Consider the following 23,040-nt stretch of genomic DNA (forward strand, 5'->3'; position numbering starts at 1 on the left):
GGCCGCCGGGCGGGATGGATCCGTCAGCCGTCCCGGTGTTCGAGGCGCGGGGCTCCGTCGCGCCGGAGGTGGCGCACCAGCTGCCAGGTCATGACCGGGCCCAGAGCCACCAGCGCGCACAGCAGCGCGGTGAGGTCGCCGGCCGCGAGCGCCACCGACGCCGCCGCGCCCCCCACGTGATCGGCGAGGGCCAGCCGCGCGTCCACCCGCTGCCCCGGCCGGGACCGAAGCGCGGGCTTCAGGGCCCGGACGGCGTACACGATCTGGATCGCGGCAAGGGCCAGCATGAGCCACCGGCCCACGGAAGGGATGTCCACGCGGACGAACCTAGCCGCCGGCCCGCTCCGCGGGCATGGCCGTCCGGCGAAGCCCGGGTGAACTCAAGGGGCCGCGGCACCATGGGCCGCGCGTCACCGTACGGCCCATGGTCTCGGGTCCTCGCTCAGCCGAAGAAGACCCCGGCCTCCTTGTAGAGCGCGGGATCCACCGTCTTGAGCTTCGACGTGGCCTCGGCGATCGGCACCCGGACGATGTCCGTTCCCTTGAGTGCGACCATCTTCCCGAAGTCGCCGTCGCGCACCGCCTCGATCGCGTGCAGCCCGAACCGGGTCGCCAGCCAGCGGTCGAAGGCGCTCGGCGTGCCGCCCCGCTGGATGTGCCCGAGGACCGTCGTACGGGCCTCCTTGCCGGTCCGCGCCTCGATCTCCTTGGCCAGCCACTCGCCCACGCCCGACAGCCGGACGTGGCCGAAGGAGTCCAGGGTGCCGTCCTTCAGCACCATCTCCCCGTCCTTGGGCATCGCGCCCTCCGCGACCACCACGATCGGCGCGTAGCTCGCCTTGAACCGGGAGGTCACCCAGGCGCAGACCTCGTCCATGTCGAAGCGCTGCTCCGGGATGAGGATGACGTTGGCGCCGCCCGCGAGCCCCGAGTGCAGGGCGATCCAGCCGGCGTGGCGGCCCATGACCTCGACGACCAGGACCCGCATGTGGGACTCGGCCGTGGTGTGCAGCCGGTCGATGGCCTCGGTCGCGATGCCGACGGCGGTGTCGAAGCCGAAGGTGTAGTCGGTGGCCGACAGGTCGTTGTCGATGGTCTTCGGCACGCCGACGCAGGGGATGCCGTACTCCTCGTACAGCCGGGCGGCGACCCCGAGGGTGTCCTCGCCGCCGATCGCGATGAGCGCGTCCACCTCGTACTTCGCGAGGTTGTCCTTGATGGCCCGCACGCCGTTCTCCGTCTTGAACGGATTGGTGCGCGAGGAGCCGAGGATGGTGCCGCCGCGGGGCAGGATGCCGCGGACGGCGGGGATGTCGAGGGGGACGGTCCGCCCGTCGACCGCGCCCCGCCAGCCGTCCTTGAACCCGACGAACCCGCAGCCGTACTCCTGCTCGCCCTTGCGGACGACGGCCCTGATCACCGCGTTGAGCCCGGGGCAGTCGCCGCCGCCGGTCAGCACTCCGACCTTCATGGAATCTCCAATCGCCATGACGGTCACGCTAGTGGTGACCCAGGTCACAGCAAGGGGCCTGGAGAGGTCAATTCCGGTGGAATCGTGAGGCGTTGCGTACGTCCGTTCACTCGTACGAGGACGTAAGTACGATCGACGGGCGGTGCGGACGTCCCCCGGGCCGGCCTACGCGTCGTCGAGGCCGCGTTCTATGGCGTACCGGACGAGCTCCACCCGGTTGTGCAACTGCAGCTTGCCCAGGGTGTTCTGGACGTGGTTCTGGACGGTGCGGTGCGAGATGACCAGCCGCTCGGCGATCTGCTTGTACGACAGCCCCTTGGCCACCAGCCGCAGTACCTCGGTCTCCCGGTCGGTCAGTTGCGGCGCCTTCGGCTCGTCGGAGGTGGCCGGCAGCGGATCGGTGGCCAGGCGCCGGTACTCGCCGAGCACCAGACCGGCGAGGCCCGGGGTGAAGACCGGGTCGCCGGCCGCCGTGCGGCGCACGGCGTCGATGAGCTCCTGGGCGCCGGCGGACTTCAACAGGTAGCCGGTCGCGCCGGACTTCACCGCCTCCAGGACGTCCGCGTGCTCACCGCTGGCCGACAGGACCAGGACCCGCAGGGCGGGGTTGGCGCCGACCAGCTCCTTGCAGACCTGCACCCCCGGCATGCCGGGCAGGTTGAGGTCGAGGACCAGCACGTCGGGGGTGACGGCGCGGGCCCGGCGTACGGCCTCGGCGCCGTCGCCCGCGGTGGCGACGACGTCGAAGCCCGCGGCGGCCAGGTCGCGGGCGACCGCGTCCCGCCACATCGGATGGTCGTCGACGACCATCACCCTGATCTCGTGCAGTGCGTTCGGCCTGTTCGGGTCGTTCACGTCGGTGCGCTCGCTCATCTCTTGTCCGTCCTCCCCCTGGGTACCTTCAGTTCCACTTCGGTGCCCTGCCCGGGGACGGACACCAGATCGGCGCTTCCGCCGAGGTCGCGCAGCCTGCCGCGGATGGACAGGGCCACTCCCATCCGGCCCTCCCCCTCCGCCTGGTCGAGCCGGCCCGCGGGAATGCCGGGGCCGTCGTCGCGAACGGTCACGATCACCTCGTCGCCCCAGTCCTCGACCAGGATCCAGGCCCGTGCCCCTTCCCCGGCGTGCTTGCGCACGTTGTCCAGGGCGGCGCCGACCGCCGCGGCCAGTTCCTTCGCGGCGGGCACCGGCAGCGGTACCGGGGTGCCCGGCTCGGCGAAGCTCACCCGGGACCCGGCGTGCGGGGCGAGGAGCGAACGCAGGTCCAGCTCGTCGTCGGCGCCGGGCTCCTCCACCTCGTACGTGTCCACCAGCGCGCCCCGCGACTCGTCGCGGGAGACCCGGGAGGGCTGCACCAGGCCACTGGAGACCAGCGTGCGCAGCGCCACCTCCTGCTCCCCCGCCATCCGGCCGAGCTCCTCGGCCTCGCCGCCCAGCTCGGTGCCGCGCCGCTGGACCATGGCGAGGACCTGGAGGACCCCGTCGTGGATGTCGCGGGCGAGGCGCTCGCGCTCGCGGGTGGCGGCCTCGATCTCCAGGGCGCGGGCGAGGGTGTTCTCACTGGCCCGGGCGACCTCGACGACGTAGCCGATGGCCACGGAGGCGACCCAGACCAGCAGGACGTTGTGCAGGGTGTCGCGGGTGGGCTGGCCGCTGTGTATGACGATGTTGGCGGCCGCCACGATGGTGGAGGCGAAACAGGCCCAGCGCCAGCCGCCCTTGATGGCGAAGCCGAGGACCGCGCCCGCCGTCCAGATGGTGGGGAGGGTGGGGCCGCCCGCCGTGATCCGCTCGTGGGTGTCGGCGATCGGCGTGAGCACGATCCCGACGATCGCGACGGTGAGGTCGGCGACGAGGAAGCCCTTGGTGCAGCTGGCGGCGTTCGCCACCTTGCGGGAGGTGGCGAGGGTCCAGACGGCGAGGAAGCCGAGGTAGCCGCCGGCGACACCGGGGTGCGGGAAGTCCTTGTACGCGGAGGCGAACAGCAGCACCGCGTAGACCATGGTGAGCAGCCGGTACCCCGTCAGGGCGCGCCAGAGCGGCTGCTCGACCGACATGCGTACGACGCGCTCGCGTTTCGCCATCTCCCCCACCCCTCACGGGCGGTACCACCCGTACCGCCCGCGCGCAGCTACTCCGACGTGCCGTCGGGCTTCTCGGCCTTGTCCGTCTTCTCGGCCTTGGCGGCCTTCTCGGCCTTCTCGGCATCGGCGATCTGGCGCTTGGCCGCCGTCGCGTAGATGTCGACGTACTCCTGGCCGGAAAGCTTCATGATCTCGTACATGACCTCGTCGGTCACCGAGCGGAGGATGAAGCGGTCGTTGTCCATGCCGTGGTAGCGGCTGAAGTCCAGCGGCTTGCCGATCCGGATGCCCGGGCGCATCAGCTTCGGGACCACCTTGCCGGGCGGCTGGATCTTCTCCGTGTCGATCATCGCCACGGGGATCACGGGCGCACCGGTGGCCAGGGCCACGCGGGCCAGGCCGCCGGGCTTGCCGCGGTACAGGCGTCCGTCGGGTGAACGCGTGCCCTCGGGGTAGATACCGAACAGCTCCCCGCGCTCGATGACGTCGATGCCGCTCTTGATCGCGGCCTCGCCGGCCCCGCGGGCGCCGGAGCGGTCCACCGGGAGCTGGCCGACGCCCTTGAAGAAGGCGGCCGTCAGCCTGCCCTTGACGCCCGGGGAGGTGAAGTACTCCGCCTTCGCGATGAAGGTGACCTTCCGGTCCAGCACCGCCGGCAGGAAGAAGGAGTCGGAGAAGGAAAGGTGGTTGCTCGCGAGGATCGCCGGCCCCTCCGCGGGAATGTTCTCGAGGCCCTCCACCCACGGCCTGAAAGCAAGCTTCAGTGATCCGCCGATCGAGAACTTCATTGCGCCGTAGATCAACTCGAAAGCCTTCCTGTGTCTGTCGAACAGACCATATCCCGTGCCTACACCGGCAGCGGCCCGACGACCCTGGCCGGTGCCACCCCGGTCGCGTACGGTGAAGTCACACAGAGCAACGCACCCACCCGACGTACATCATGATCAAGGAGACCCTGGTGCCCGTCCTCCCTGGAGCCGAGCCGTTCCGCCACGAGGGCGGAGAGGTCGGCGTCCTCCTCTGCCACGGCTTCACCGGTTCCCCGCAGTCGCTGCGCCCCTGGGCCGAGTATCTCGCCGGGCAGGGCCTGACGGTGTCACTGCCGCTGCTGCCCGGGCACGGAACGCGCTGGCAGGACATGCAGCTCACGGGCTGGCAGGACTGGTACGCCGAGGTGGACCGCGCCCTGCGGGAGCTGCTCGACCGGTGCGAGCAGGTGTTCGTCTTCGGGCTGTCGATGGGCGGGGCGCTGTCCCTGCGGCTGGCGGCCAAGCACGGGGACGCCATCAGCGGCATCGTGCTCGTCAACCCGGCCAACAAGGTGCACGACCCGCGGGCCGTGACCCTGCCGGTGACCAAGCACTTCATCCGCTCCACCCCGGGCATCGCGAGCGACATCGCCAAGCCGGGCTCGGAGGAGGTCGGCTACGACCGGGTCCCCACCCGGGCCGCGCACTCGCTGCGGAAGTTCCTGCAGCTGGTGGACGCCGATCTGCCGCAGGTGACGCAGCCGTTGCTGCTGCTGCACAGCCCGCAGGACCACGTCGTACCGCCCGTCGACTCCGCGCGGGTGCTGGCCCGGGTCTCCTCGACGGATGTCACCGAGACCCTGCTGGAACAGAGCTACCACGTCGCGACGTTGGACCATGACGCGGAGCGGATCTTCGCGGACAGCTATGCGTTCATCGGCCGACTGGCGGAGAGCGTGGGCAGGGAGGGGGCGGAGGCCGGTGGCTGAGCACGAGGAGCAGTCGGGCGGGGTTCCGCCGCTGGACGAGGAAGCGGCGTGGGCGGCGATCGTCGCCGGGTACGGGCAGGAGCCGCCGGACCCGCCGGGGGCCCGGCCGTTCAAGCCGATCGAGAACCTTCTCCTGCCGGAGGAGGACGTGAAGCCGCTGCCGAAGCCGGAGCCCCAGGCCGGGGCCGGGGCCGAGGCGGCACCGGACGCCGAGCCGGAGCCTCCGGCGGCGCTGGGGAGTTCCGTGGTGTTCGCCCCGGGCGTGGGCATGGCCGGTCCCCGGGACCACGCGCTCGCGGAGCCGAAGGACGACGACCTGACTCCCGCGGAGGAGGGCCACTTCGTTCCCCCGGAGCCGGAGCTCCCGCCGGCGGACACGACGGCGAAGTTCGCGTGGCTGGCGGTGGTCGGCGGCCCGGTGCTCCTGCTGCTGGCGGTGCTCCTGCAGTGGGAGATGACCTGGTGGCTGACGACGCTGGGCATCGGCGGTTTCCTGGGCGGCTTCGCGACACTGGTGGCCCGCATGGCACACGGCGACGAGGACGATGACGACGACCCGGGCCGCGGCGCGGTCGTCTGATCCCCGGCGGGGCTGAATTCGGCTCCGCCGGTGTTCGAGGCGCGGGGGCACTTCAGCCCCGCCGGCGTTTGAGGCGGGGGGGCCGGGGGCAGCGCCCCCGGCAACGGCGCCGCTGCCGGAGTACGGGACCGCCGAGCTACGTCGTGGCCGCGACGCGGAGGGCCGCCAGCACCGGCAGGTGGTCCGTCGCCGCACGGAGGTCCGTGGCCGAGAGGCCCGGCAGGTCCTCGGGGACGCCGCAGGCCAGCACCTCCACCCCCTTCGTGGCGAACACGGCGTCGATCCGGCGGTCCGGCGCCGCCGCCGGGAAGGTCGGTCCGCCGCCCCACGGGGCCACCGCCCGGCAGTCCTGGAGCTCGGCGGCGAGCAGTCCGTACGCCGGCCCGTCCGGGCCCTCGTTCAGGTCGCCCGCGACGATCGCGTACGGCACGTCCATGCCGGCCAGCCGGTCCAGCAGCAGCCCCGCATGGGCCCGCCGCTCCGCCGCCTGGAGCGAGAGGTGCACGGAGGCCAGGCCCACCCGGACGCCCCCGACCCGGATCACCGCCGTGGCGAAGCCCCTGCGGTGCAGGCCGGGGGTGCGCGGCAGCAGGACGTCGTCCGTGCGCTCCACGAAGACCCGCAGTGAGCACAGCAGCAGCGGCCCGGCCGCCGTCGCGCCCCCGCCCAGCACCACCAGGTCGCACCGGGCGGCCAGCCGCGCCGCGTGTTTGCGCCATCGGAAGAACCGCGGGGCCTCCTGGACGAGGACGAGGTCGGGCTCGCAGGCCCGGATGACCCGGACCAGCGCCTCCTCGTCGTCGCGCAGCGAGCGGATGTTGTAGCTGAGTACCCGGATCACGGCAGAACCGTCGGGCTCCGTACGGGACTTCGGCAGCTGGTCCATGCCCCGCAAGATACGCAGCCGCCCGCCGCTCCCCCAAGGGGCGCGGCGGGCGGCTGCGTGTGGAAATGAAGGACGGGAAGGACCGTCAGCCCTGGCGGGCCAGGTCGGCCGCGCCGACGAGCCCGGCCTTGCCGCCGAGCTGCGCGGCGAGCACCTGCGCGTGCGGCCGCCAGGCGCCGCCGACCAGCCAGCGCTTGAACGACTTGCGGATCGGGTCGAGGACGAGGTCGCCCTCGTCGGAGACGCCGCCGCCGACGATGAACGCGGACGGGTCGAACAGGGAGGCCAGGTCGGCCAGGCCCGCGCCGGCCCAGCGGGCCAGCTCGCGGAAGGCGTCGATGGCCACCAGGTCGCCCTGCCGGGCGGCCTCGCTGATGTGCTTGCCCTCGATGCTCTCGGGGGTGCCGTCGCCGAGGGCGAGCAGGATCGCCGCGTTCTCGGGGGTGGCGTTGGCGCGCTGCTTCGCGTACCGGACGAGCGCGCGCCCGGAGGCGTACTGCTCCCAGCAGCCCTGGCTGCCGCAGCCGCACAGCAGTCCGTCGGGGACGACCCTGATGTGCCCGAACTCGGCGGCCACGCCGAAGCGTCCGCGCCGCAGCTTGTTGCCGATGATGATGCCGCCGCCCAGGCCGGTGCCGAGCGTGATGCAGATGACGTCCTCGTGGCCCTGTCCCGCTCCGAAGCGGTACTCGCCCCAGGCCGCACAGTTCGCGTCGTTCTCGACGACCACGGGCAGGCCGATGCGCTGCTCGACCTTGTCCTTCAGCGGTTCGTGCCGCCAGTTGATGTTGGGCGCGAAGAGTACGGTCGCGCGCTTGTCGTCCACGTATCCGGCGGCGCCGATGCCGACGGCGTCGATGGTGTGGTTGCTGCTGACCTCGGAAACGGCGGCGCAGATGGCCTCCGTCACTCCGTCCGCGGTCGGCGGGGTGGGCACCTTGTACGTCTCAAGGATCGTGCCCTCTTCGTCGACCACGCCGGCCGCGATCTTCGTGCCGCCGATGTCGACGCCGATGGTGAGTCCCATTAGTCCCTCGGTTTCCGGTCAAACCCCGCCACGGCCAACGGTACCCGAGGCTTCCGGAGGATCAGTCGAGATCGATCCGCTCGGAGGGGCCGTCGTCGGGGCCCTCGTCGCGGGGATCACGGTCGTGGGAGGCCTGGCGGGGGGCCGGGGGTTCGTCCCGCGTCCAGCGGCGTTCGTGGCCCTCGACGGCCGAGCGGTAGGCGGCGAGGAGTTCGGAGCCGGCGGCCGCGAGGTGGTCGAACACCTCGGGGTTGCGCTCGATGACGGGCTTGGCGGCGGTCTTGGCCTGGTCGACGATCTGGCGCACCGCGCCCTGTGCGGCCACGCCGAACAGCGGGTTGTTCAGCCCGGAGACCTTGTCGGCGACGGCTTCGAACAGCTTGAACAGCTCTTCGGCGGCGGTGCCGGTGCCGGTGCCACCGGCTCCGGCCTGGCCCTGTCCGCGCAGGCGCTCCTTCTCCGCTGCGAGGTCCTCGGCGCAGGCCCTGGCCCAGGCGTCGTCGTCGGTGGGGCGGTCGGTGGCCTCGCTCATGGCGGACTCTCTCCTGCGGCGGCTGCTGGACGTGCGGTACGGACTACCTTCGACGGTACCCGAACGGGGGTACGCGGTTCACTGCGTACGCGGCCACAGTCCCGGGTCCGGGGTGAAGCGGATGCGGAGCTCCCCGTGGGCGAGGGCGGCGCCGGAGACGGTGCAGCGGCGCAGCGCCGCGGGCAGCGGAACGATCCTGCGGTAGGGGCCGGCGGTGAGCAGCAGCTCGTCGCCGCGGCGTACGAGGTCGAGGTCGCTCCTGTGCGCGCCGGGCAGCGGTACCGCCCAGACCAGTACCCCGTCCTCGGCGAGCCGGTCCTCGACGGCCCAGGGCCGGCGGGGGGCGGGCGCCTGCGGTACGAGCCCGTCGGTGTCGGCGAGCTGCTCCAGGTCCTGCGGGCCTCGCGGGTCCCGGCCGAGGTGGGCGAGGGGCACCACCGGGAGCTCGGCGGCCCACTCGGCGGCGTACTTCTCCTGCTGGGCGGCGATACCTGCGAGCCACGGGTCGGCGGAGTCCTGGGGGACCATCCGGTTGGCGACGACCGCGGAGACGGGCAGCTGCTGGAGGGCGAGCCCGAGCCGGCCGAGGCGCAGCGCGTCGGCGGCGGCCGGGCCGGGTTCGGCGACCAGGCGCAGCTCGGTGGTGCCGGCCTCGATGACGGCCTGGACGGCGGCCAGCTCCTCGTCCCAGCGGGCGGCGGTCTGGTAGAGCCACTGCGCGGGCATGGGGACGCCGGCGAGCTGGGCGAGTACGGGCCGCAGGGCGCGGGCGGCCTGCTTCTCGGCGGGGAGCAGCCGGGCGAGGTAGCGGCGCAGCTGGGCGGGGAGGGCGAGGGTGGCCACGGCCTGGTGGAGCGGCGGCAGGTCGACGACGACGAGGTCGGTGCTCGGTGCGGCGGCGGCCCGCCGCAGGGCGCGGAGCAGGGCGAATTCCCCGGCGCCGGGCAGTTCGGTGATCTCCTCGGCGCCCAGGGGCCGGGCTCCGACCATGCCGAGGAGGGCGGATCCGCGCTGCTGGAGGGCGACGAGCTCTTCGCGGAACTCCTCGCCGGAGTCGACGCGGGCCACCCGTAGCCCGGGTACGGCCGGGGCTGCGAGCAGGGCGCCCTGGGGGTCTCCCACGTCGCCGGAGAGCAGCAGCACCCGCCTTCCGCTGCGGGCCGCGGCGAGGGCGGTGGCCGCCGCGACGGTGGTCCGCCCGGCCCCGCCGGGGCCGGTGATCAGCAAGGTGTGCATGTGCGGGTGCTCCGGGGTGCGGGGAGGCGGGCTCGGACGCTCGGGCGTCCCGGACAGCTGGGACGGCTCGGACGCCCGCACTCCTCAGACGGTTTCGACGCGCTTCTTCAGGCCCGCGAGCGCCCGGTCGATGATGACCTTCTCGGCCTTGCGCTTGATCATGCCGAGCATGGGGATCTTGACGTCCACGGTCAGCTGGTAGGTGACCTCGGTGCGCCGGCCGCCGTCGACCGCCGCGAGCCGGTACGAGCCGTCGAGCTGGCGCAGCATCTGGGACTTGTCCAGGGTCCAGCTGACCTCGTCCGTGCCCTTCCAGGTGTAGGCGAGGGTGTGGTCGTCCTTGATCGCGCCCGCGTCGAGCAGCAGGCGGACCTTCTCGGCGCGCCCCTCGGCGTCGGTGGCCAGCACCTCGGCCTCCTTCACCTCGCCGGTCCACTCGGGGTAACGGGCGAAGTCGGCGATCACGGCCATCACGTCGGTGGGCGCAGCCTCGATCGTGATGCTTGAGCTGGTGTGTTCCGCCATCGCGGTCGCTCCTCCGGGCTGGGGTTACCTCCCAGCGGCAGCTGGGGGAGTTCGAGGATGTGTGCGGCCTGGGGCCGCCGCGTGAAGGCTACCGCGCGTGCGGACTCCGCCACTCCAGCGCCTCCCGCACCCTGTGGGCGCCCGCCGTGAACCGGCTGGATCTCTACCATTCGAGGACCCAGGGCCGGCCGGTCGCCGCGAAGTGGCCCACGTTCACGCACTCGGTGTTCCCGATGCGCATCCGCCGGGCCAGCGGCTGGTGGACGTGCCCGAAGAGTGCGTAGCGGGGGCGGGTGCGGCGGATGGCGGCGAGCAGGGCCTCGCTGCCGCGCTCGAAGCGGCGTGCGACCGTGTCGTAGCAGAGCTCGGGCACCTCCGGCGGGATGTGGGAGCACAAGACGTCCACCTCGCCGAGGGCCTCCACCTTGGCGGCGTACTCCTCGACGTCCACCTCGTAGGGGGTGCGCATCGGGGAGGGCAGTCCGCCGCCGACGAAGCCGAAGACGCGGCCGCCGATCTCCACCCGCTGGCCGTCGAGCACGGTGATGCCGTCGCGGTCGGCGTACTCCGGCCACAGGCCCGGGACGTCGACGTTTCCGTAGGTGGCGTAGGTGGGGCTGGGGAAGGCGGCGAACATCTGGGCGTACTGGCGGCGCACCGCGCCCTCGATCAGGGAGTCCCGGTCCAGGCCGGTCCACAGCTGCCGCCCGAAGGCGTGGGCCTCCTCGAAGCGGCGCGCGGTGCGCAGCTCGACGATCCGGTCGGCGTTCTCGACGCCGAAGAGGTCGGGGAAGATCCCGCGCGAGTGGTCGGCGTAGTCGAGGAAGAGCACGAGGTCGCCGAGGCAGATCAGGGCGTCGGCGCCGTCGCCCGCCCGGGCGAGGGCTTCCGTGTTGCCGTGTACGTCGCTCACGACGTGGACCCGGGTACGGCCTGATCCGCACGTCCCCGACCGCTCTCCCCGCATGCTGCCAGCCATGCGGCCAACCCTAGAGCTGCCTGGTGGCGGCGGGTAGTGCGGGTGACGGAAGCGGCCGGACCTGCGGTTACTTCCGAGTCTCAAGGGGGGTCGACTACTGTCGGCACGTCGGGGGCGAGTGGGGTAAGTACAGAATGTGACGCACGGAACATCTGGCCGGTTCCCCCTATCGGGAACCCACTACCGGTGGGTAACGTCCGGTCGGTCCACATGGTGGCGATGGCGCCCAGAGGAGCAGCAGTCTTGCGCGAGTTCAGCCTTCCGGCCCTGTACGAGGTCCCGTCGGACGGGAACCTGACGGATCTCATCCGCCGCAACGCCGCTCAGCATCCAGACACCGCCGTCATGAGCCGCAAGGTCGACGGCCGGTGGCAGGACGTGACGGCGACCGAGTTCCTCGCCGAGGTCCGGGCCGCGGCCAAGGGCCTCATCGCGGCCGGCATCCGGCCCGGCGACCGGGTCGCCCTCATCTCCCGCACCCGCTACGAGTGGGTGCTGTTCGACTTCGCGATCTGGAGCGCGGGCGGCGTCACCGTCCCCGTGTACGAGACCAGCTCCCCCGAGCAGGTCCAGTGGATCCTCGGCGACTCCGGCGCCGTCGCCGTCATCGTGGAGAGCCCGGCGCACAGCGCGTCCGTGGCCTCCCTGCGCGACCGGCTGCCGGAGCTGCGCGAGGTCTGGGAGATCGAGCAGGGCGCGCTGGAGACGCTGAAGGCCGCCGGCGCGGAGATCTCCGACGCCGAGGTCGAGGAGCGCAGCAGCTTCGCCAACGCCGACGACCCGGCCACCATCGTCTACACCTCGGGCACCACCGGCCGCCCCAAGGGCTGCGTGCTGACCCACCGCAACTTCTTCGCCGAGTGCGGCAACGTGGTGGAGCGCCTGAGCCCGCTCTTCCGCACCGGCGAGTGTTCCGTGCTGCTCTTCCTCCCGGCCGCGCACGTCTTCGGCCGCCTGGTGGAGGTGGCGGCCGTGCTGGCGCCGATCCGCCTGGGCTGCGTACCGGACATCAAGAACCTGACGGACGAGCTCCAGTCCTTCCGTCCCACGCTGATCCTCGGCGTCCCGCGCGTCTTCGAGAAGGTCTACAACTCGGCGCGCGCCAAGGCGCAGGCCGACGGCAAGGGCAAGATCTTCGACGCGGCGTCGGACACGGCGATCGCCTACAGCCGCGCGCTGGACGCCCCGGGCGGCCCGTCGCTGGGGCTGCGCCTCAAGCACAAGCTGTTCTCCAAGCTGGTCTACAGCAAGCTGCACACGGTCCTCGGCGGGCGCGGGGAGTACGCGATCTCCGGCGGCGCCCCGCTGGGCGAGCGGCTCGGCCACTTCTTCCGCGGCATCGGCTTCACGGTGCTGGAGGGCTACGGCCTCACCGAGTCCTGTGCGGCCACGGCCTTCAACCCGTGGGACAAGACGAAGATCGGTACGGTCGGCCAGCCGCTGCCCGGCTCCGTGGTGCGCATCGCGGACGACGGCGAGGTGCTGCTGCACGGCGAGCACATCTTCAAGGAGTACTGGAAGAACGAGACGGCGACCGCCGAGGCGCTGACCGACGGCTGGTTCCACACCGGCGACGTCGGCACCCTCGACGAGGACGGCTACCTCGCGATCACCGGCCGCAAGAAGGAGATCATCGTCACGGCGGGCGGCAAGAACGTCGCGCCGGCCGTGATCGAGGACCGGATCCGCGCGCACGCGCTGGTCGCGGAGTGCATGGTGGTGGGCGACGCGCGGCCCTTCGTGGCGGCGCTGGTCACCATCGACGAGGAGTTCCTCGGCCGGTGGGCCGCGGAGAACGGCAAGCCGGCCGGTGTGACGGCGGCGGAGCTGCGCGAGGACGCGGAGCTGATCGCCGCCGTCCAGAAGGCCGTGGACGACGGCAACGCGGCGGTTTCCAAGGCGGAATCGGTGCGGAAATTCCGCATTCTTCCCTCCCAGTTCACGGAGGAGTCGGGTCACATCACGCCGTCCCTGAAGCTCAAGCGCAATGTGGTGGCGAAGGACTTCGCGGACGAGATCGAGGCGCTGTACCGCGGCTAGGGCGGCGTCCGGTGATTCAGCGAGGGTCCTCGGCGAGGATCCGGGCCATGTTCCGCTCCGCGAGGGCGGTGACGGTCACGAACGGGTTCACGCCGAGCGATCCGGGGATCAGGGAGCTGTCGACCACGTACAGCCCCTGGTAGCCCTTCGCCCGCCCGTAGAGGTCGGTGGCGTCCCCGAGGACGCAGCCGCCGAGCGGGTGGTAGGTGAAGTTGTCGGCGAAGGCCTTGTTGTCGCCGAAGAGGTCGTACCGGTACATGGTGAAGTTCCGCCGGTTGATGCGGTCGAAGAGGTTCTTCGCCGCGTTGACCGAGGGCGTGTTCTGGTCCCGCCGCCAGTTGAGGCGCGCCGAGTCGGTGGCGGCGTCGTACGTGAAGTGCCCGCGCTCCCGGTTCTTGGTGATGGCCAGGTACATCGAGATCCAGTGCTCGATGCCCATGGGGAGCGGGGCGATCTCGGCGAAGACCGGGTTCGAGGGGTTGTCCCAGTCGTCGATGCCCATCGCGGGCATGGTGGCCTGGTTGCAGCCGACCGTGTCCCACAGGTGGTTGGCGCGGGCGGTCATCACGTTGCCGTTGTGGCCCCAGCCGAGCCCGACCCTGTCGCTGAGCGCGGGCAGCGTTCCGCTCTCGCGGGCCCGTAGCAGGATCTCGGTGGTCCCCAGGCTCCCGGCCCCGAGGAAGAGCTGCCGGCAGCCGAGTTCGCGGACCTGGGTGACCCGTCCGGTGACGTCGCTGGTCCGCACCGTCAGGACGTATCCCCCGGCCGGCTCGGGCCGTACGCCGACCACGCGCTGCATGGTCTCGATGGTGACGTTCCCGGTGCCGAGGGCCGCGGCGAGGTAGGTCTTGTCGACGCTCTTCTTGCCGTGGTTGTTGCCGTAGATGACCTCGCCGGCCAGTGCCGAACGTGGGGCGGTGCCGGCCGCCTCGCGCTTCATGTGCTCGAAGTCGTAGACGTTGGGGACGAAGACGGTCTTCAGGCCGGTGTTCTGGGCGTGCTTGCGGGAGATCCGGGCGAAGCGGTACCACTCGGTGGACTCGAACCAGGCCGGGTCGATGTCGTTGACACCGAGCATGGCGCGGGCGCGCGGGTAGTACGTGCCGTACATCTCGTCGGCGTCGACCTGGGGCATGACCTCGGAGAAGTACGAGCGCCGGGGCGTCGGGGCCATCCCGCCGTTGACGAGCGATCCGCCGCCGACCCCGCGGCCCACGTACACGGACATGTCGCCGTAGTTCACGCGGTCGAGGACGCCGGGGTACGGGCTGATGTCGCGGTTGACCACGTCGAGCCAGAGGAACTGGGCGAGCGGGGCCTCGGTGCGGTTGCGGAACCACATGGAGCGCTGGTCGGGCGCGGAGGTGGAGGGGAAGACCTTGCCGTCGGCCCCGGGGGTGTCCCAGAGCCGGCCCATTTCCAGGACGACGGTACGTACGCCCGCCTGCCCGAGCCGTAGGGCGGCGACGGCGGAGCCGTAGCCGGAGCCGACGACGATGGCGGGGGCGTACGGGGCGGCGGCGGGCTCCACGGCCGCGGCGGAGGCCGCCCCGATCCGGGTGAAGCCGAGCGCGGCGGCGGTCGAGAGGGCGCCGAGGCCGAGCATTTGACGGCGCGTCAGATTTGATGTCATGGCCGCATCATGAGCGGAATCCAGCCGTCCGCCCAGACGCGGTATTGACAGACATCTGAGGAACAGTCAGACGTGGCTGAGCGGGCTTCCGCTGCGCGCGCTTTCGCTGCGCGGAGCCTGTCCCCGCCCCGCCCTTTCGCCGTTTCCCGGGGCTCCGCCCCGAACCCCGCGCCCAAACGCCGGCGAGGCTGTCCCTTTCAGCCCCTCCGGCGTTTGAGGAACGGGGCCTGGGGCGCAGCCCCGGCAGCGGCGGCACGGACGCAGAACTACAGCAGCTCGCGCAGGCGTTCCGCCAGGAGGTCCCAGCGCCACTTCTCCTCGACCCATTCCCGGCCCCGCTCGCCCATCCGGCGGCGCAGTTCCGGATCCTTCAGCAGGGTGACGATCCGGTCCGCCGCGTCCTCGGGGGATCCGCCCCGCACGACCCAGCCCGTCTCGCCGTCCAGCACCGCGTCCGGCGCTCCGCCCGAGTCGCCCGCGATCACCGGCAGACCCGTGGCCGAGGCCTCCAGGTAGACGATGCCGAGCCCCTCCACGTCCAGCCCGCCCCGCCGGGTCCGGCACGGCATGGCGAAGACGTCCCCCGCGCCGTAGTGGGCCGCGAGTTCCGCCCACGGGACGGCTCCGGTGAAGACCACGGAGTCCGAGACACCCGTCGAGACGGCCAGCGCCCGCAGGTCCGCCTCGTAGGGCCCGCCGCCCACGATCAGCAGCACCGCGTCCGGCACCGCTGCCAGGATCCGCGGCATCGCCTCGATCAGCGTGTCCTGCCCCTTGCGCGGCACCAGCCGCGAGACGCAGACGACCACCGGCCGGTCCGTCAGCCCGAGCCGGGCCCGGACCTCCGCCCCGCCCGAGCCGGGGTGGAAGGTCTTCTCGTCCACCCCCGGCGGGAGTTGCACCATCCGGGCCGCCGCCCGGTCCGTCACCGCCGAGGCGATCCGCGAGCGCGTGTACTCCCCCAGGTAGGTCAGCGTGTCCGTGCCCTCGCCGATCCGCCGCAGCAACTGCCGCGCCGCCGGCAGCTGGGCCCAGCCCGCCTCGTGCCCGTGGGTGGTCGCCACGATCCGCCGCGCACCCGCCCGCCGCAGCGCGGGGCCCATCAGCCCGAGCGGAGCCGCCGCTCCGAACCACACCGACTCACATCCGTGTTCGCGCAGCAGGCCCACGGCCCGCCGGGTCACGCGCGGGGTCGGCAGCAGCATCGTCGTACGGTCGCGGACCACCTGGAACGGCTGCTCCGCGTCGAAGGCCGCGGTGGCCTCGCGGCCTTCCGCACTGTGCTTCCAGGTGGAGGCGTAGACGACGATCCGGTCGGGATCCAGCCGCAGTGCCATGTTGTGCAGGAAGGCCTGGATGCCGCCCGGTCGCGGCGGGAAGTCGTTGGTCACGATCAGCGTCTTGTGCATCGTCCGCCGACAGTACCGGAAGCGGTCAGCGCAGCTCGCTGCGCACTGCCTGCTGCCAGGCCCGGGTCAGATCGGCCTCGTCCACGCCCAGCGCGTCGCGCAGCGCCGTCGGCAGCGGCTGCCGCCCGGCCCGCTCGTACAGCTCGACCAGCGCGGGCTCCCCCCACTTCTGCGCGATCAGCCGGCAGAGCAGCCAGGAGCCCTCGTAGGCCCGGGCCAGCGCCTCCGGGTCGCCGCCGAAGGCGAAGTCCTCCGCGCGGGGCGGCGCGCCCGGCACCTCGCCCCGCCGTACGGCCCGGGCCAGCGCCGGGGCGGCCTGCTCCGGGGTCGCGGCGGTGCCGCGGTACGCCGCCCAGTCCGCGAAGCCCTCGGAGAGCCACAGCGGGGTGGTGGCGGTGGTCGCCGCCCGGGTGGCCACATGGGTGACCTCGTGGGTCAGGATGACCCCGCGGCCCGCCGGGCTGAGCTCCGCCCACCCCTCCGGGTTGACGACGACCCGGTCGGCGGGGGCGGGCGCCGCGCCCACCCGGCCGGTCGTGACGGCCCCCATGCCCCGGTACTCGGCGGCCGGGCGGCCCAGCAGCTCCGCCATCCGGTCCAGGGACCCGGGGACCAGCACCACGGCCCGTCCCGCCCAGGGGCCCGGCCAGGCGGCGCTCGCCGCGGGCACCGCCCGGTCGGCCTCCGCCGCGATCGCGGACAGCGTCGCGGCGTCCTGCCCGACGCCCAGCACCAGCGCGTGTGCCCCGCGGACCGCCGCCACCGGGCCCTGGTCCCACAGCTGGGGCCGCGCGCCCGGTGCGGCCCGGTCGCCGGCGACCCGCCACCGTCCGTCCTCCCGGGTGAGGCGCACCTCGCGCGCCGAGGCGGCCGCGGCCGCGTCGTAGCCCGTGAGCCGGTAGCGCAGCTCCGCGCGGGCGGTCGCCCGCGCGCCGTCCCGCCGGACCGCGGAGACCTCGTACGCCCACCCCTCCAGCGGGATCCCGGCGAGCTGCGCGGGCGGGGTCCGCGACCAGTCGGCGACGGCGTCCCGGATGTCCCGCTCGGCGGCGTCGCGCGGGGCGGGCGCGCCGCACCCGGCGAGCAGCGCGCTCAGCAGGAGCGGCAGCACGCGTACGAGGGACCGGCGGACGGGGGGCATCCGACGATCGTACGCACGGGTGCGGTCAGGGGCGGGTCACCGCGGAGACGGGCATCATCCCGACGGGGTCGTAGCGGACCCGGGCCCCCGGGTACGGGGCGTGCACCACCTGGCCGTTGCCGACGTACATGCCGACGTGGCTGGCGTCCGAGCGGTACGTCACCAGGTCGCCCGGGCGGGCCTGCGACAGCGGCACCTGCCGCCCGGCGTGCCGCTGGGCCTGCGAGGTGCGCGGCAGCGAGACGCCCGCCTGCCGGTACGACCAGACCATCAGCCCGGAGCAGTCGAAGCCGGAGGGGCCGGTGGAGCCCCACACGTACGGCCGGCCGACCGCGGCCCGGGCCGCCATCACGGCGGTCGCGGCGCGCCCCGAGGAGGCGCCGGGGGCGGGCAGCTCGGGCAGTCCCTCGGAGCGGCCCCCCGAGCGCGAGGAGCGCTCGTAGTCGGCCCGCTCCTCGGAGGGCATGGCGTTGAGCAGCCGGCGGGCGGCGGCGAGCTTCGCGGTGACGGAGCGCTTGTGCCGGGCCACGTCGGAACGCAGGGCGTCGAGTTCGGCGAGTTTGCGGGAGGCCTCCTGGCGCTCCTGGCCGAGTTCGCGCTGCTCCTCGCGGAGTTCGTCGAGCTGCCGGGCCTGGCGGCCGGTCAGCCGGTCGAGGGCGGCGGCCTGCTCCAGGTACGCGTCGGGGTCCTCGGCCAGCATCAGCCCGACGGCGGGGTCGATGCCGCCGCTGCGGTACTGGGCCCCGGCGAAGGTGCCGAGGACGCCCCGCATGGTGTTGATGCGCTCCTGGCCGCGGGCCACCGCGTCCTGGGCCCGGTTGACCTCGACGCGCAGCCGGTCGGCCTTCTCGCCCGCCTCGTTGAAGCGCTCGGTGGCCTGCTCTGCCTCCTCGAAGAGCCGGTCGACCTGGGCGCTGATGCCCGTTCTCGCCGCGCCGCCCGGTTCGTGCGGGAGGCCGGGGGCCGCGCTCGCGGGTACCCCCGTCATGGCGACCGCGGCCGTGGCCGCGGCGGCGGTGAGGACGGTGACCTTCGTGTTCCGGTCGAGGCTGCCGAGCCCGGCCCGGCGATGGGACGCCACGTGAAACCGCTCCCTTCCGCTGTGCGGGGCCCGGGCCCGCCCCCCGTGGACGGTCGTGTGCCGGGTTCCGCGCTGGCAGACAGTAGCGGCGCGACCACGCACCGGCCAACGGCCGCCGGAGGGCGCACATGCCGACGCCCCGCAGGAGACGCAGGTCACCGGCGGGGCGTGTGGTCACAGGGAGGCCCGGGAATTCGCCCGGATGGGCGGTGTACGGCGCGTCCCGGACGGCGGGGCGGAGCGGTCAGCCGATCCGGACGCCGAACTGGAACGGCATGTTGTCCATGGACTCGTACTTGATGCCGCTGCGCGGGTTCGAGGCGTGCAGCGTCATGTTGTTGCCGGCGTAGAGGCCGACGTGGTGCAGGTCCCCGTAGAAGAAGACCAGGTCACCGGGCTGGAGCTGGCTGCGGCTGATGCGGGTGCCGTCGTTCGCCTGGGTGTAGGTGACGCGGCTGATGTTGACGCCGGCCTGCTTGTAGGCCCACTGCGTCAGCCCGGAGCAGTCGTAGACGTTGGGCCCGGTGCCGCCGGACTGGTAGGTGAAGCCCAGCTTCGTCTTGGCGGCCGCGAGGGCGGCTCCGGCGCGGCCGGAGGCCTTCACGTCGCCGAGGTCGACGCGGGAGCTGTCGCTGCGGCTGGCGCGCGACTCCTCGTCCTTGAGCGCGGCGCGCTCCTGGGTGGTGAGGGTGTTCAGGAGGGCCTGGGCCGCGGCGAGCTTCTCGGCCGAGGCCTTCTTCTTCTCGGCGAGCTCCTTGCGGGTCGCGTCGAGGTCCGCGAGCTTGCCGGCGGCCTCCTGGCGCTGCTGCGCGAGCGTGCGCTGCTTGGCCTGGATCTTCTGGACCGCCTCGACCTGCTTGCCGCTCAAGTGCTCCAGGGAGGAGGCCTTGTCGAGGTAGCTGTCGGGGTCCTCGGAGAGCAGGAGCGCGAGGGAGGGGTCTATGCCGCCGTTGCGGTACTGCGCGCTGGCCATCGAACCGAGCGTGCTGCGCAGGTCGTTGAGGTCGCCCTGGCCGCGTGCGACCTGGTCCTGGAGCTGGGCTATCTCCTTCTCGAGCTTGTCCTGGCGCTCCTGGGCGCCGTTGAACTTCTCGGTGGCCTGCTCCGCCTCTTCGTAGAGCGCGTCGACCTGGGTCTTGACCTCGTCCTTGCTCGGCTTCGCCGGCGCGGCGGAGGCGCTCTGGGCGGTGAGTGCGACGGCCGCGGCCGCGGTGGCGGTGAGCAGGGTCACACGAGCGCGGTTCGGCTGCTTGGGTCGACGGTGGGACGCCACGAAGGCGAGCTCCTTCTTCCTAGAGCCGCCGAAGAACGCAACTCGGCAGCACCTTCGCCGCCACCCCGAATGGGTGATCTACCGCACGAAGGTTTGACCAGACCCTAGTGACCCAGCTGTGATCAGTTCAAATCCTGCCGGGCAAAAACTCGCCCTCCGACCAGGTTCTTTACCTACAGCGCACGCTCTGTGCAGGGGACTTGACGGTGTGTCCCCCGCGAGTCCCGTCAATTCGGGCATTGGAGCCAGGAGTTACGAAACGCGCGAAAGCCGCTTCAGCAACAAAGCGGACGTCACCGGCCGCGCACCCGCCTTGGCCACCCCGTCGGCGACCTCGCGGTCCGTGGAGACCACGACCACCGGCCGGCCGGGCGGCTCCGCACGCACCAGCTGACGGATCAGTTCGTCCGCCGTCACCCCGGCCTTGGAGAACAGCACCCGCACCCCGCGCGGCGGCGCGAGCAGCACCGGGGCCGCCAGCTCCGCCCCGTCGAAGACACACGTCATCTCCGCGCCCGTCTGCGCGGCCAGCATCGACAGCCCGCCCAGCAACCGCAGCCTCTGCTTCTCCAGCGGCATCGTCGGATAGCCGGTCTTGGTCACGTTGTAGCCGTCGACCACCAGATGGGCCTGCGGCAGCGCCAACAACTGGTCCAGCAACGCCGGATCGGTCTCCGACAGAGCCCGCGCCGCGATGTCCTTCGGCGTCATCCGGCCCGGCTCCACCGCCTCCACGGTGTCCGCCGGACGCGTCGAGACCGGCGGCAGAGCCAGCTCCCGGCGCAGGCCCTGGGCCGCGTCCAGCACGGTGTCCAGCAGCAGCCGCAGCCGCATGTCCTCGATGCTGCGCCCCTCGCGGGTGGCCCGGCGCGAGGTCTCCAGCGCCGTCTCCACCTCCGCCAGACGGGACTTGAGCCGCCGGGTCTCGCTCTCGGCGGCGGCCACCCGGGCAGCCGCGTCGCCGCGGATCCCGTCGATCTCCGCATTCACCTTGCGCAGGGCAGCGTCACCCCGCTTGACGTCGCTCAGGGCGCTGCGCAGCTTGCGCTGAAGCGATTCCGCTTCCTTGCGGGCCGCCTCCAGCTCGGCGCGGACCTGCTCCCCGCCCGTGCGCTGCAGCTCCCGTACGTGGGCCAGCTCCTCGCGCAGGCGCTCCAGCTCGCGCCGGGTCTCCTCGCCGATCCGCTCGGCGTCGGCGCGCTGCGCCTCCTCGCCCGCGGCGGCCACCAGCTTGACCCAGCCGGCCGGCCGCAGGACGAAGGCGGCGGCCGCCACGTCCAGCGGATCCGCGGCGGCCGGCGCAGCGCCGGCCTCCAGCGCGGCGGCCAGGTCGGACTGCGCCTCGCGCAGCTTCTCGGCGACCCTGCTGCGGAACACGGCATCGGTCTCGACCGCCGCGGCCATGGCATTGCCCGCGAACTTGGCGCGCCGGGTCGGGGTGAACCGGGCGTACTGGCGCAGCTGCGCCGGGAGGTCCGCGACCGTCAGTCCGCCGAAGGCGTCCGAGACGAGCGCGACGACCCGGCGCCGCACGCCTTCCGGCAGCGGGTGGTCGAGCGCCTCGGCGGCGTCGCCGGCCGCGTCGGCCGGCTCAGCGCCGCTTGCTGGCTCCACAATCCGTCACCCCTACCGTGATCTCCCTGAGGGTGCGCCTCCGTCAGGAGTCCGCGCCCGGCCTGTCCACGAGCTCGATCTGGTCCACCGCGTTGCACCAGCGGCAGCGGACCGACTCGATGGTCTCATTGACCACCTCGCGCTCCTCGACCTTGGGCTCCCCGGCGAGGTCCAGGTGGACGTACTCCACGACCTTCGACGACCGGGTGACGTCGAAGCGCGTGAGGTTGCCGCACAGGGTGCAGCGCCACCGGGTGGTGTCGGTCGGCAGGGGAACCGTCATCAGGCCGCTCTCTCCTTCGTAGCTGATTCAATTAAAGCCGCCCGCGCCGCCGTATGCGTCGTCCTGCGGACCGCAGCTCGTAACCCTACGGCCTGCCACCGCCTCAGGTGGGTCCGCTTGCGTCATGCTCTGTCACATGATCGTAAGGTGGCGGGCCGTTCGCGAGGCTGCCCGGGGACCGGTGGTCACCCATGCGCTGATCGCGGGCTGCGCGGTGGTGTTCGTCCTCGGCCCGGCCTCGGGGCTCAACCCGGTCTACGGGACGGGGGAAGGGCTGCTGTCCGCCGGGGAGGCGTACTTCCGGCGCTGGGGCGTGGTCCCGGACGAGCTCTTCACGGGCAGCCCGCGCGCCTGGCTGACCCCGCTGACCGCGCTGTTCGTCCACGGCAGCTGGCTGCACCTGCTCGGGAACATGCTCTTCCTGTACGTCTTCGGCGCGATGGCGGAGGAGCGGATGGGCCGCCCGGCCTTCCTCGTCTTCTACCTCTGTACGGGGTACCTGGCGATGGCGGCGTACGCGGCGGCCAACGCGGGATCCCCGCAGACGCTGGTCGGGGCCTCCGGTGCCATCTCGGCCGTGCTGGGCGCCTTCCTCTTCCTGCTGCCGCGGGCGAGGGTGACGAGCCTGTTCCCGTTCCTCTTCTTCCTGCCGCTGCGGTTCCCCGCGTGGATCGTGCTGCTGTTCTGGTTCGCCCTCCAATGGGTGGCGGCGCAGCGCGCGGGCAGTGGGCCGGGTGTCGCCTATCTGGCCCATCTGGTGGGCTTCTCGCTCGGCTTCCTCTACGCGTGGGCCCGCTATCGGGGTACGACTAGAGTGAATCGACCAGCGACGGCCACCGAGGGAGACAGCCAGCCGTGATCACCGCGATCGTGCTCATCAAGACCAGCGTGGACCGGATCCCCGAGATCGCCGAGTCCATCGCCGCCCTCGAAAACGTCAGCGAGGTCTACTCCGTCACGGGGACGTACGACCTGATCGCGCTGGTCCGCGTGGCCCGTCACGAGAACCTGGCGGACATCATCCCCGGCCGCATCAGCAAGATCCCGGGCGTCGAGGCGACGGACACCCACGTGGCCTTCCGCACGTACTCCCAGCACGACCTGGAGGCGGCGTTCGCGATCGGCCTCGACGCGTAGCGCTGGCTTCCGCGGACCGGTGCTGCCTGGCGCTGTGCCCTGCGGGCGGCTCGGCCCGGGGTACATGCCGGGCGCTGCCCGGCCCCGCGGTTGCCCTGCGGGCGGCTCGGCCCGGGGTGTATGCGGATGCCGGGCGCTGCCCGGTCCCGCGGTTGCCCTGCGGGCGGCTCGGCCCGGGGTGTATGCGGATGCCGGGCGCTGCCCGGTCCCGCGCCTCAATCGCCGGCGGGGCTTGGGTGGTGCGGGCTCGTCGGCAGGGGTCGGTGCGTGGGGACGGGGCGGGGTGTCTCCTCGGCTCGGCGCGTGCGGGCATGTCTCGGCTGTGCAGGCTGGGTTGCGCGCTCGTCCTGCGGGGACACCCCGCCCCGTCC

At 72.6% G+C, this 23,040-nt stretch carries 23 protein-coding genes; 5 read left to right on the plus strand and 18 right to left on the minus strand.

Annotation, left to right across the window (positions count from 1 at the left end):
- Positions 1–23: 23 nt before the first annotated feature.
- The 5 genes from ACGFZK_RS27765 to ACGFZK_RS27785 form a co-directional block, all read right to left on the minus strand.
- Positions 24–317, minus strand: a complete 294-nt coding sequence (locus ACGFZK_RS27765) for a hypothetical protein (protein WP_393851579.1) — start codon at positions 315–317, stop codon at positions 24–26.
- 125 nt (positions 318–442) lie between these two features.
- Entirely contained in the window at positions 443–1,471 is a 1,029-nt protein-coding gene (locus tag ACGFZK_RS27770) for a 6-phosphofructokinase (protein WP_393851603.1), read from the minus strand.
- Between the two features lie 165 nt (positions 1,472–1,636).
- Complete coding sequence (locus tag ACGFZK_RS27775) at positions 1,637–2,281, minus strand: response regulator transcription factor (protein ID WP_189964683.1); 645 nt, start codon at positions 2,279–2,281, stop codon at positions 1,637–1,639.
- 59 nt (positions 2,282–2,340) lie between these two features.
- A complete protein-coding gene (gene macS, locus ACGFZK_RS27780; protein ID WP_393851580.1) occupies positions 2,341–3,555 on the minus strand; it encodes a MacS family sensor histidine kinase in 1,215 nt (404 codons plus the stop codon).
- 47 nt (positions 3,556–3,602) lie between these two features.
- Positions 3,603–4,343 carry a lysophospholipid acyltransferase family protein gene (locus ACGFZK_RS27785; protein WP_393851604.1) on the minus strand — a complete coding sequence of 247 codons (741 nt, stop codon included), beginning with the start codon at positions 4,341–4,343 and terminating at the stop codon, positions 3,603–3,605.
- A gap of 170 nt (positions 4,344–4,513) precedes the next feature.
- Here ACGFZK_RS27785 and ACGFZK_RS27790 point away from each other — a divergent pair, with 170 nt between their 5' ends.
- Entirely contained in the window at positions 4,514–5,293 is a 780-nt protein-coding gene (locus ACGFZK_RS27790) for an alpha/beta hydrolase (RefSeq protein WP_393851581.1), read from the plus strand.
- Positions 5,286–5,873: a hypothetical protein gene (locus ACGFZK_RS27795; protein ID WP_393851582.1), complete on the plus strand. Its 588-nt coding sequence runs from the start codon at positions 5,286–5,288 to the stop codon at positions 5,871–5,873. Before ACGFZK_RS27790 ends, ACGFZK_RS27795 begins: the two co-directional genes overlap by 8 nt.
- Positions 5,874–6,009: 136 nt before the next feature.
- On the opposite strand, the gene ACGFZK_RS27800 is transcribed toward ACGFZK_RS27795, so the two are convergent.
- The 6 genes from ACGFZK_RS27800 to ACGFZK_RS27825 all read right to left on the minus strand — a co-directional run bounded on the left by ACGFZK_RS27800 (position 6,010) and on the right by ACGFZK_RS27825 (position 11,046).
- Entirely contained in the window at positions 6,010–6,759 is a 750-nt protein-coding gene (locus tag ACGFZK_RS27800; protein ID WP_393851583.1) for an endonuclease/exonuclease/phosphatase family protein, read from the minus strand.
- Between the two features lie 85 nt (positions 6,760–6,844).
- Entirely contained in the window at positions 6,845–7,786 is a 942-nt protein-coding gene (locus ACGFZK_RS27805; RefSeq protein ID WP_393851584.1) for an ROK family glucokinase, read from the minus strand.
- A 61-nt stretch (positions 7,787–7,847) separates the two neighbouring features.
- A complete protein-coding gene (locus ACGFZK_RS27810) occupies positions 7,848–8,318 on the minus strand; it encodes a DUF5304 domain-containing protein (RefSeq protein ID WP_393851585.1) in 471 nt (156 codons plus the stop codon).
- 78 nt (positions 8,319–8,396) lie between these two features.
- Entirely contained in the window at positions 8,397–9,554 is a 1,158-nt protein-coding gene (locus ACGFZK_RS27815; RefSeq protein WP_393851586.1) for an ArsA family ATPase, read from the minus strand.
- A gap of 84 nt (positions 9,555–9,638) precedes the next feature.
- Positions 9,639–10,079: an SRPBCC family protein gene (locus ACGFZK_RS27820; protein ID WP_393851587.1), complete on the minus strand. Its 441-nt coding sequence runs from the start codon at positions 10,077–10,079 to the stop codon at positions 9,639–9,641.
- Between the two features lie 163 nt (positions 10,080–10,242).
- Positions 10,243–11,046 (minus strand): metallophosphoesterase, encoded by an 804-nt coding sequence (locus tag ACGFZK_RS27825; RefSeq protein WP_393851605.1) that lies wholly within the window; start codon positions 11,044–11,046, stop codon positions 10,243–10,245.
- Positions 11,047–11,301: 255 nt separating this feature from the next.
- Here ACGFZK_RS27825 and ACGFZK_RS27830 point away from each other — a divergent pair, with 255 nt between their 5' ends.
- Positions 11,302–13,098 carry an AMP-dependent synthetase/ligase gene (locus ACGFZK_RS27830; protein ID WP_393851588.1) on the plus strand — a complete coding sequence of 599 codons (1,797 nt, stop codon included), beginning with the start codon at positions 11,302–11,304 and terminating at the stop codon, positions 13,096–13,098.
- 16 nt (positions 13,099–13,114) lie between these two features.
- Here the strand turns inward: ACGFZK_RS27830 and ACGFZK_RS27835 are convergent, their stop codons facing one another.
- The 7 genes from ACGFZK_RS27835 to ACGFZK_RS27865 all read right to left on the minus strand — a co-directional run bounded on the left by ACGFZK_RS27835 (position 13,115) and on the right by ACGFZK_RS27865 (position 21,532).
- Positions 13,115–14,731, minus strand: coding sequence for a GMC oxidoreductase (locus ACGFZK_RS27835; protein ID WP_393851589.1), 1,617 nt, complete (start codon positions 14,729–14,731; stop codon positions 13,115–13,117).
- A 266-nt stretch (positions 14,732–14,997) separates the two neighbouring features.
- Positions 14,998–16,140: a glycosyltransferase family 4 protein gene (locus tag ACGFZK_RS27840; RefSeq protein ID WP_393851590.1), complete on the minus strand. Its 1,143-nt coding sequence runs from the start codon at positions 16,138–16,140 to the stop codon at positions 14,998–15,000.
- 25 nt (positions 16,141–16,165) lie between these two features.
- On the minus strand, positions 16,166–17,281 hold the full coding sequence (locus tag ACGFZK_RS27845) for a hypothetical protein (protein WP_393851591.1): 1,116 nt from the start codon (positions 17,279–17,281) through the stop codon (positions 16,166–16,168).
- Between the two features lie 25 nt (positions 17,282–17,306).
- On the minus strand, positions 17,307–18,362 hold the full coding sequence (locus tag ACGFZK_RS27850; RefSeq protein WP_393851592.1) for an NlpC/P60 family protein: 1,056 nt from the start codon (positions 18,360–18,362) through the stop codon (positions 17,307–17,309).
- A 244-nt stretch (positions 18,363–18,606) separates the two neighbouring features.
- Positions 18,607–19,635, minus strand: coding sequence for an NlpC/P60 family protein (locus ACGFZK_RS27855; RefSeq protein WP_393851593.1), 1,029 nt, complete (start codon positions 19,633–19,635; stop codon positions 18,607–18,609).
- A 252-nt stretch (positions 19,636–19,887) separates the two neighbouring features.
- Positions 19,888–21,252, minus strand: coding sequence for an NYN domain-containing protein (locus ACGFZK_RS27860; RefSeq protein WP_393851606.1), 1,365 nt, complete (start codon positions 21,250–21,252; stop codon positions 19,888–19,890).
- Between the two features lie 40 nt (positions 21,253–21,292).
- Complete coding sequence (locus tag ACGFZK_RS27865; RefSeq protein WP_008738811.1) at positions 21,293–21,532, minus strand: hypothetical protein; 240 nt, start codon at positions 21,530–21,532, stop codon at positions 21,293–21,295.
- 124 nt (positions 21,533–21,656) lie between these two features.
- On the opposite strand from ACGFZK_RS27865, the gene ACGFZK_RS27870 reads away from it, so the two are divergent.
- Both ACGFZK_RS27870 and ACGFZK_RS27875 read left to right on the plus strand, forming a co-directional pair.
- Positions 21,657–22,391: a rhomboid family intramembrane serine protease gene (locus ACGFZK_RS27870; protein WP_393851594.1), complete on the plus strand. Its 735-nt coding sequence runs from the start codon at positions 21,657–21,659 to the stop codon at positions 22,389–22,391.
- Positions 22,388–22,669 carry an Lrp/AsnC family transcriptional regulator gene (locus ACGFZK_RS27875; RefSeq protein ID WP_030013053.1) on the plus strand — a complete coding sequence of 94 codons (282 nt, stop codon included), beginning with the start codon at positions 22,388–22,390 and terminating at the stop codon, positions 22,667–22,669. Before ACGFZK_RS27870 ends, ACGFZK_RS27875 begins: the two co-directional genes overlap by 4 nt.
- The last annotated feature ends 371 nt before the right edge of the window (positions 22,670–23,040 follow it).

It is taken from the genome of Streptomyces sp. NPDC048257, from assembly GCF_043201855.1.
GTDB lineage: Bacteria > Actinomycetota > Actinomycetes > Streptomycetales > Streptomycetaceae > Streptomyces.

Coding starts and splice junctions, on each gene's coding strand:
- ACGFZK_RS27785 (WP_393851604.1), bottom strand. CDS start 4,343: ATGAAGTTCTCGATCGGCGGATCACTGAAGCTTGCTTTCAGGCCGTGG.
- ACGFZK_RS27835 (WP_393851589.1), bottom strand. CDS start 14,731: ATGACATCAAATCTGACGCGCCGTCAAATGCTCGGCCTCGGCGCCCTC.
- ACGFZK_RS27775 (WP_189964683.1), bottom strand. CDS start 2,281: ATGGTCGTCGACGACCATCCGATGTGGCGGGACGCGGTCGCCCGCGAC.
- ACGFZK_RS27845 (WP_393851591.1), bottom strand. CDS start 17,281: ATGCCCCCCGTCCGCCGGTCCCTCGTACGCGTGCTGCCGCTCCTGCTG.
- ACGFZK_RS27810 (WP_393851585.1), bottom strand. CDS start 8,318: ATGAGCGAGGCCACCGACCGCCCCACCGACGACGACGCCTGGGCCAGG.
- ACGFZK_RS27825 (WP_393851605.1), bottom strand. CDS start 11,046: ATGCGGGGAGAGCGGTCGGGGACGTGCGGATCAGGCCGTACCCGGGTC.
- ACGFZK_RS27800 (WP_393851583.1), bottom strand. CDS start 6,759: ATGGACCAGCTGCCGAAGTCCCGTACGGAGCCCGACGGTTCTGCCGTG.
- ACGFZK_RS27820 (WP_393851587.1), bottom strand. CDS start 10,079: ATGGCGGAACACACCAGCTCAAGCATCACGATCGAGGCTGCGCCCACC.
- ACGFZK_RS27870 (WP_393851594.1), top strand. CDS start 21,657: ATGCTCTGTCACATGATCGTAAGGTGGCGGGCCGTTCGCGAGGCTGCC.
- ACGFZK_RS27840 (WP_393851590.1), bottom strand. CDS start 16,140: ATGCACAAGACGCTGATCGTGACCAACGACTTCCCGCCGCGACCGGGC.
- ACGFZK_RS27865 (WP_008738811.1), bottom strand. CDS start 21,532: ATGACGGTTCCCCTGCCGACCGACACCACCCGGTGGCGCTGCACCCTG.
- ACGFZK_RS27805 (WP_393851584.1), bottom strand. CDS start 7,786: ATGGGACTCACCATCGGCGTCGACATCGGCGGCACGAAGATCGCGGCC.
- ACGFZK_RS27815 (WP_393851586.1), bottom strand. CDS start 9,554: ATGCACACCTTGCTGATCACCGGCCCCGGCGGGGCCGGGCGGACCACC.
- ACGFZK_RS27770 (WP_393851603.1), bottom strand. CDS start 1,471: ATGAAGGTCGGAGTGCTGACCGGCGGCGGCGACTGCCCCGGGCTCAAC.
- macS (WP_393851580.1), bottom strand. CDS start 3,555: ATGGCGAAACGCGAGCGCGTCGTACGCATGTCGGTCGAGCAGCCGCTC.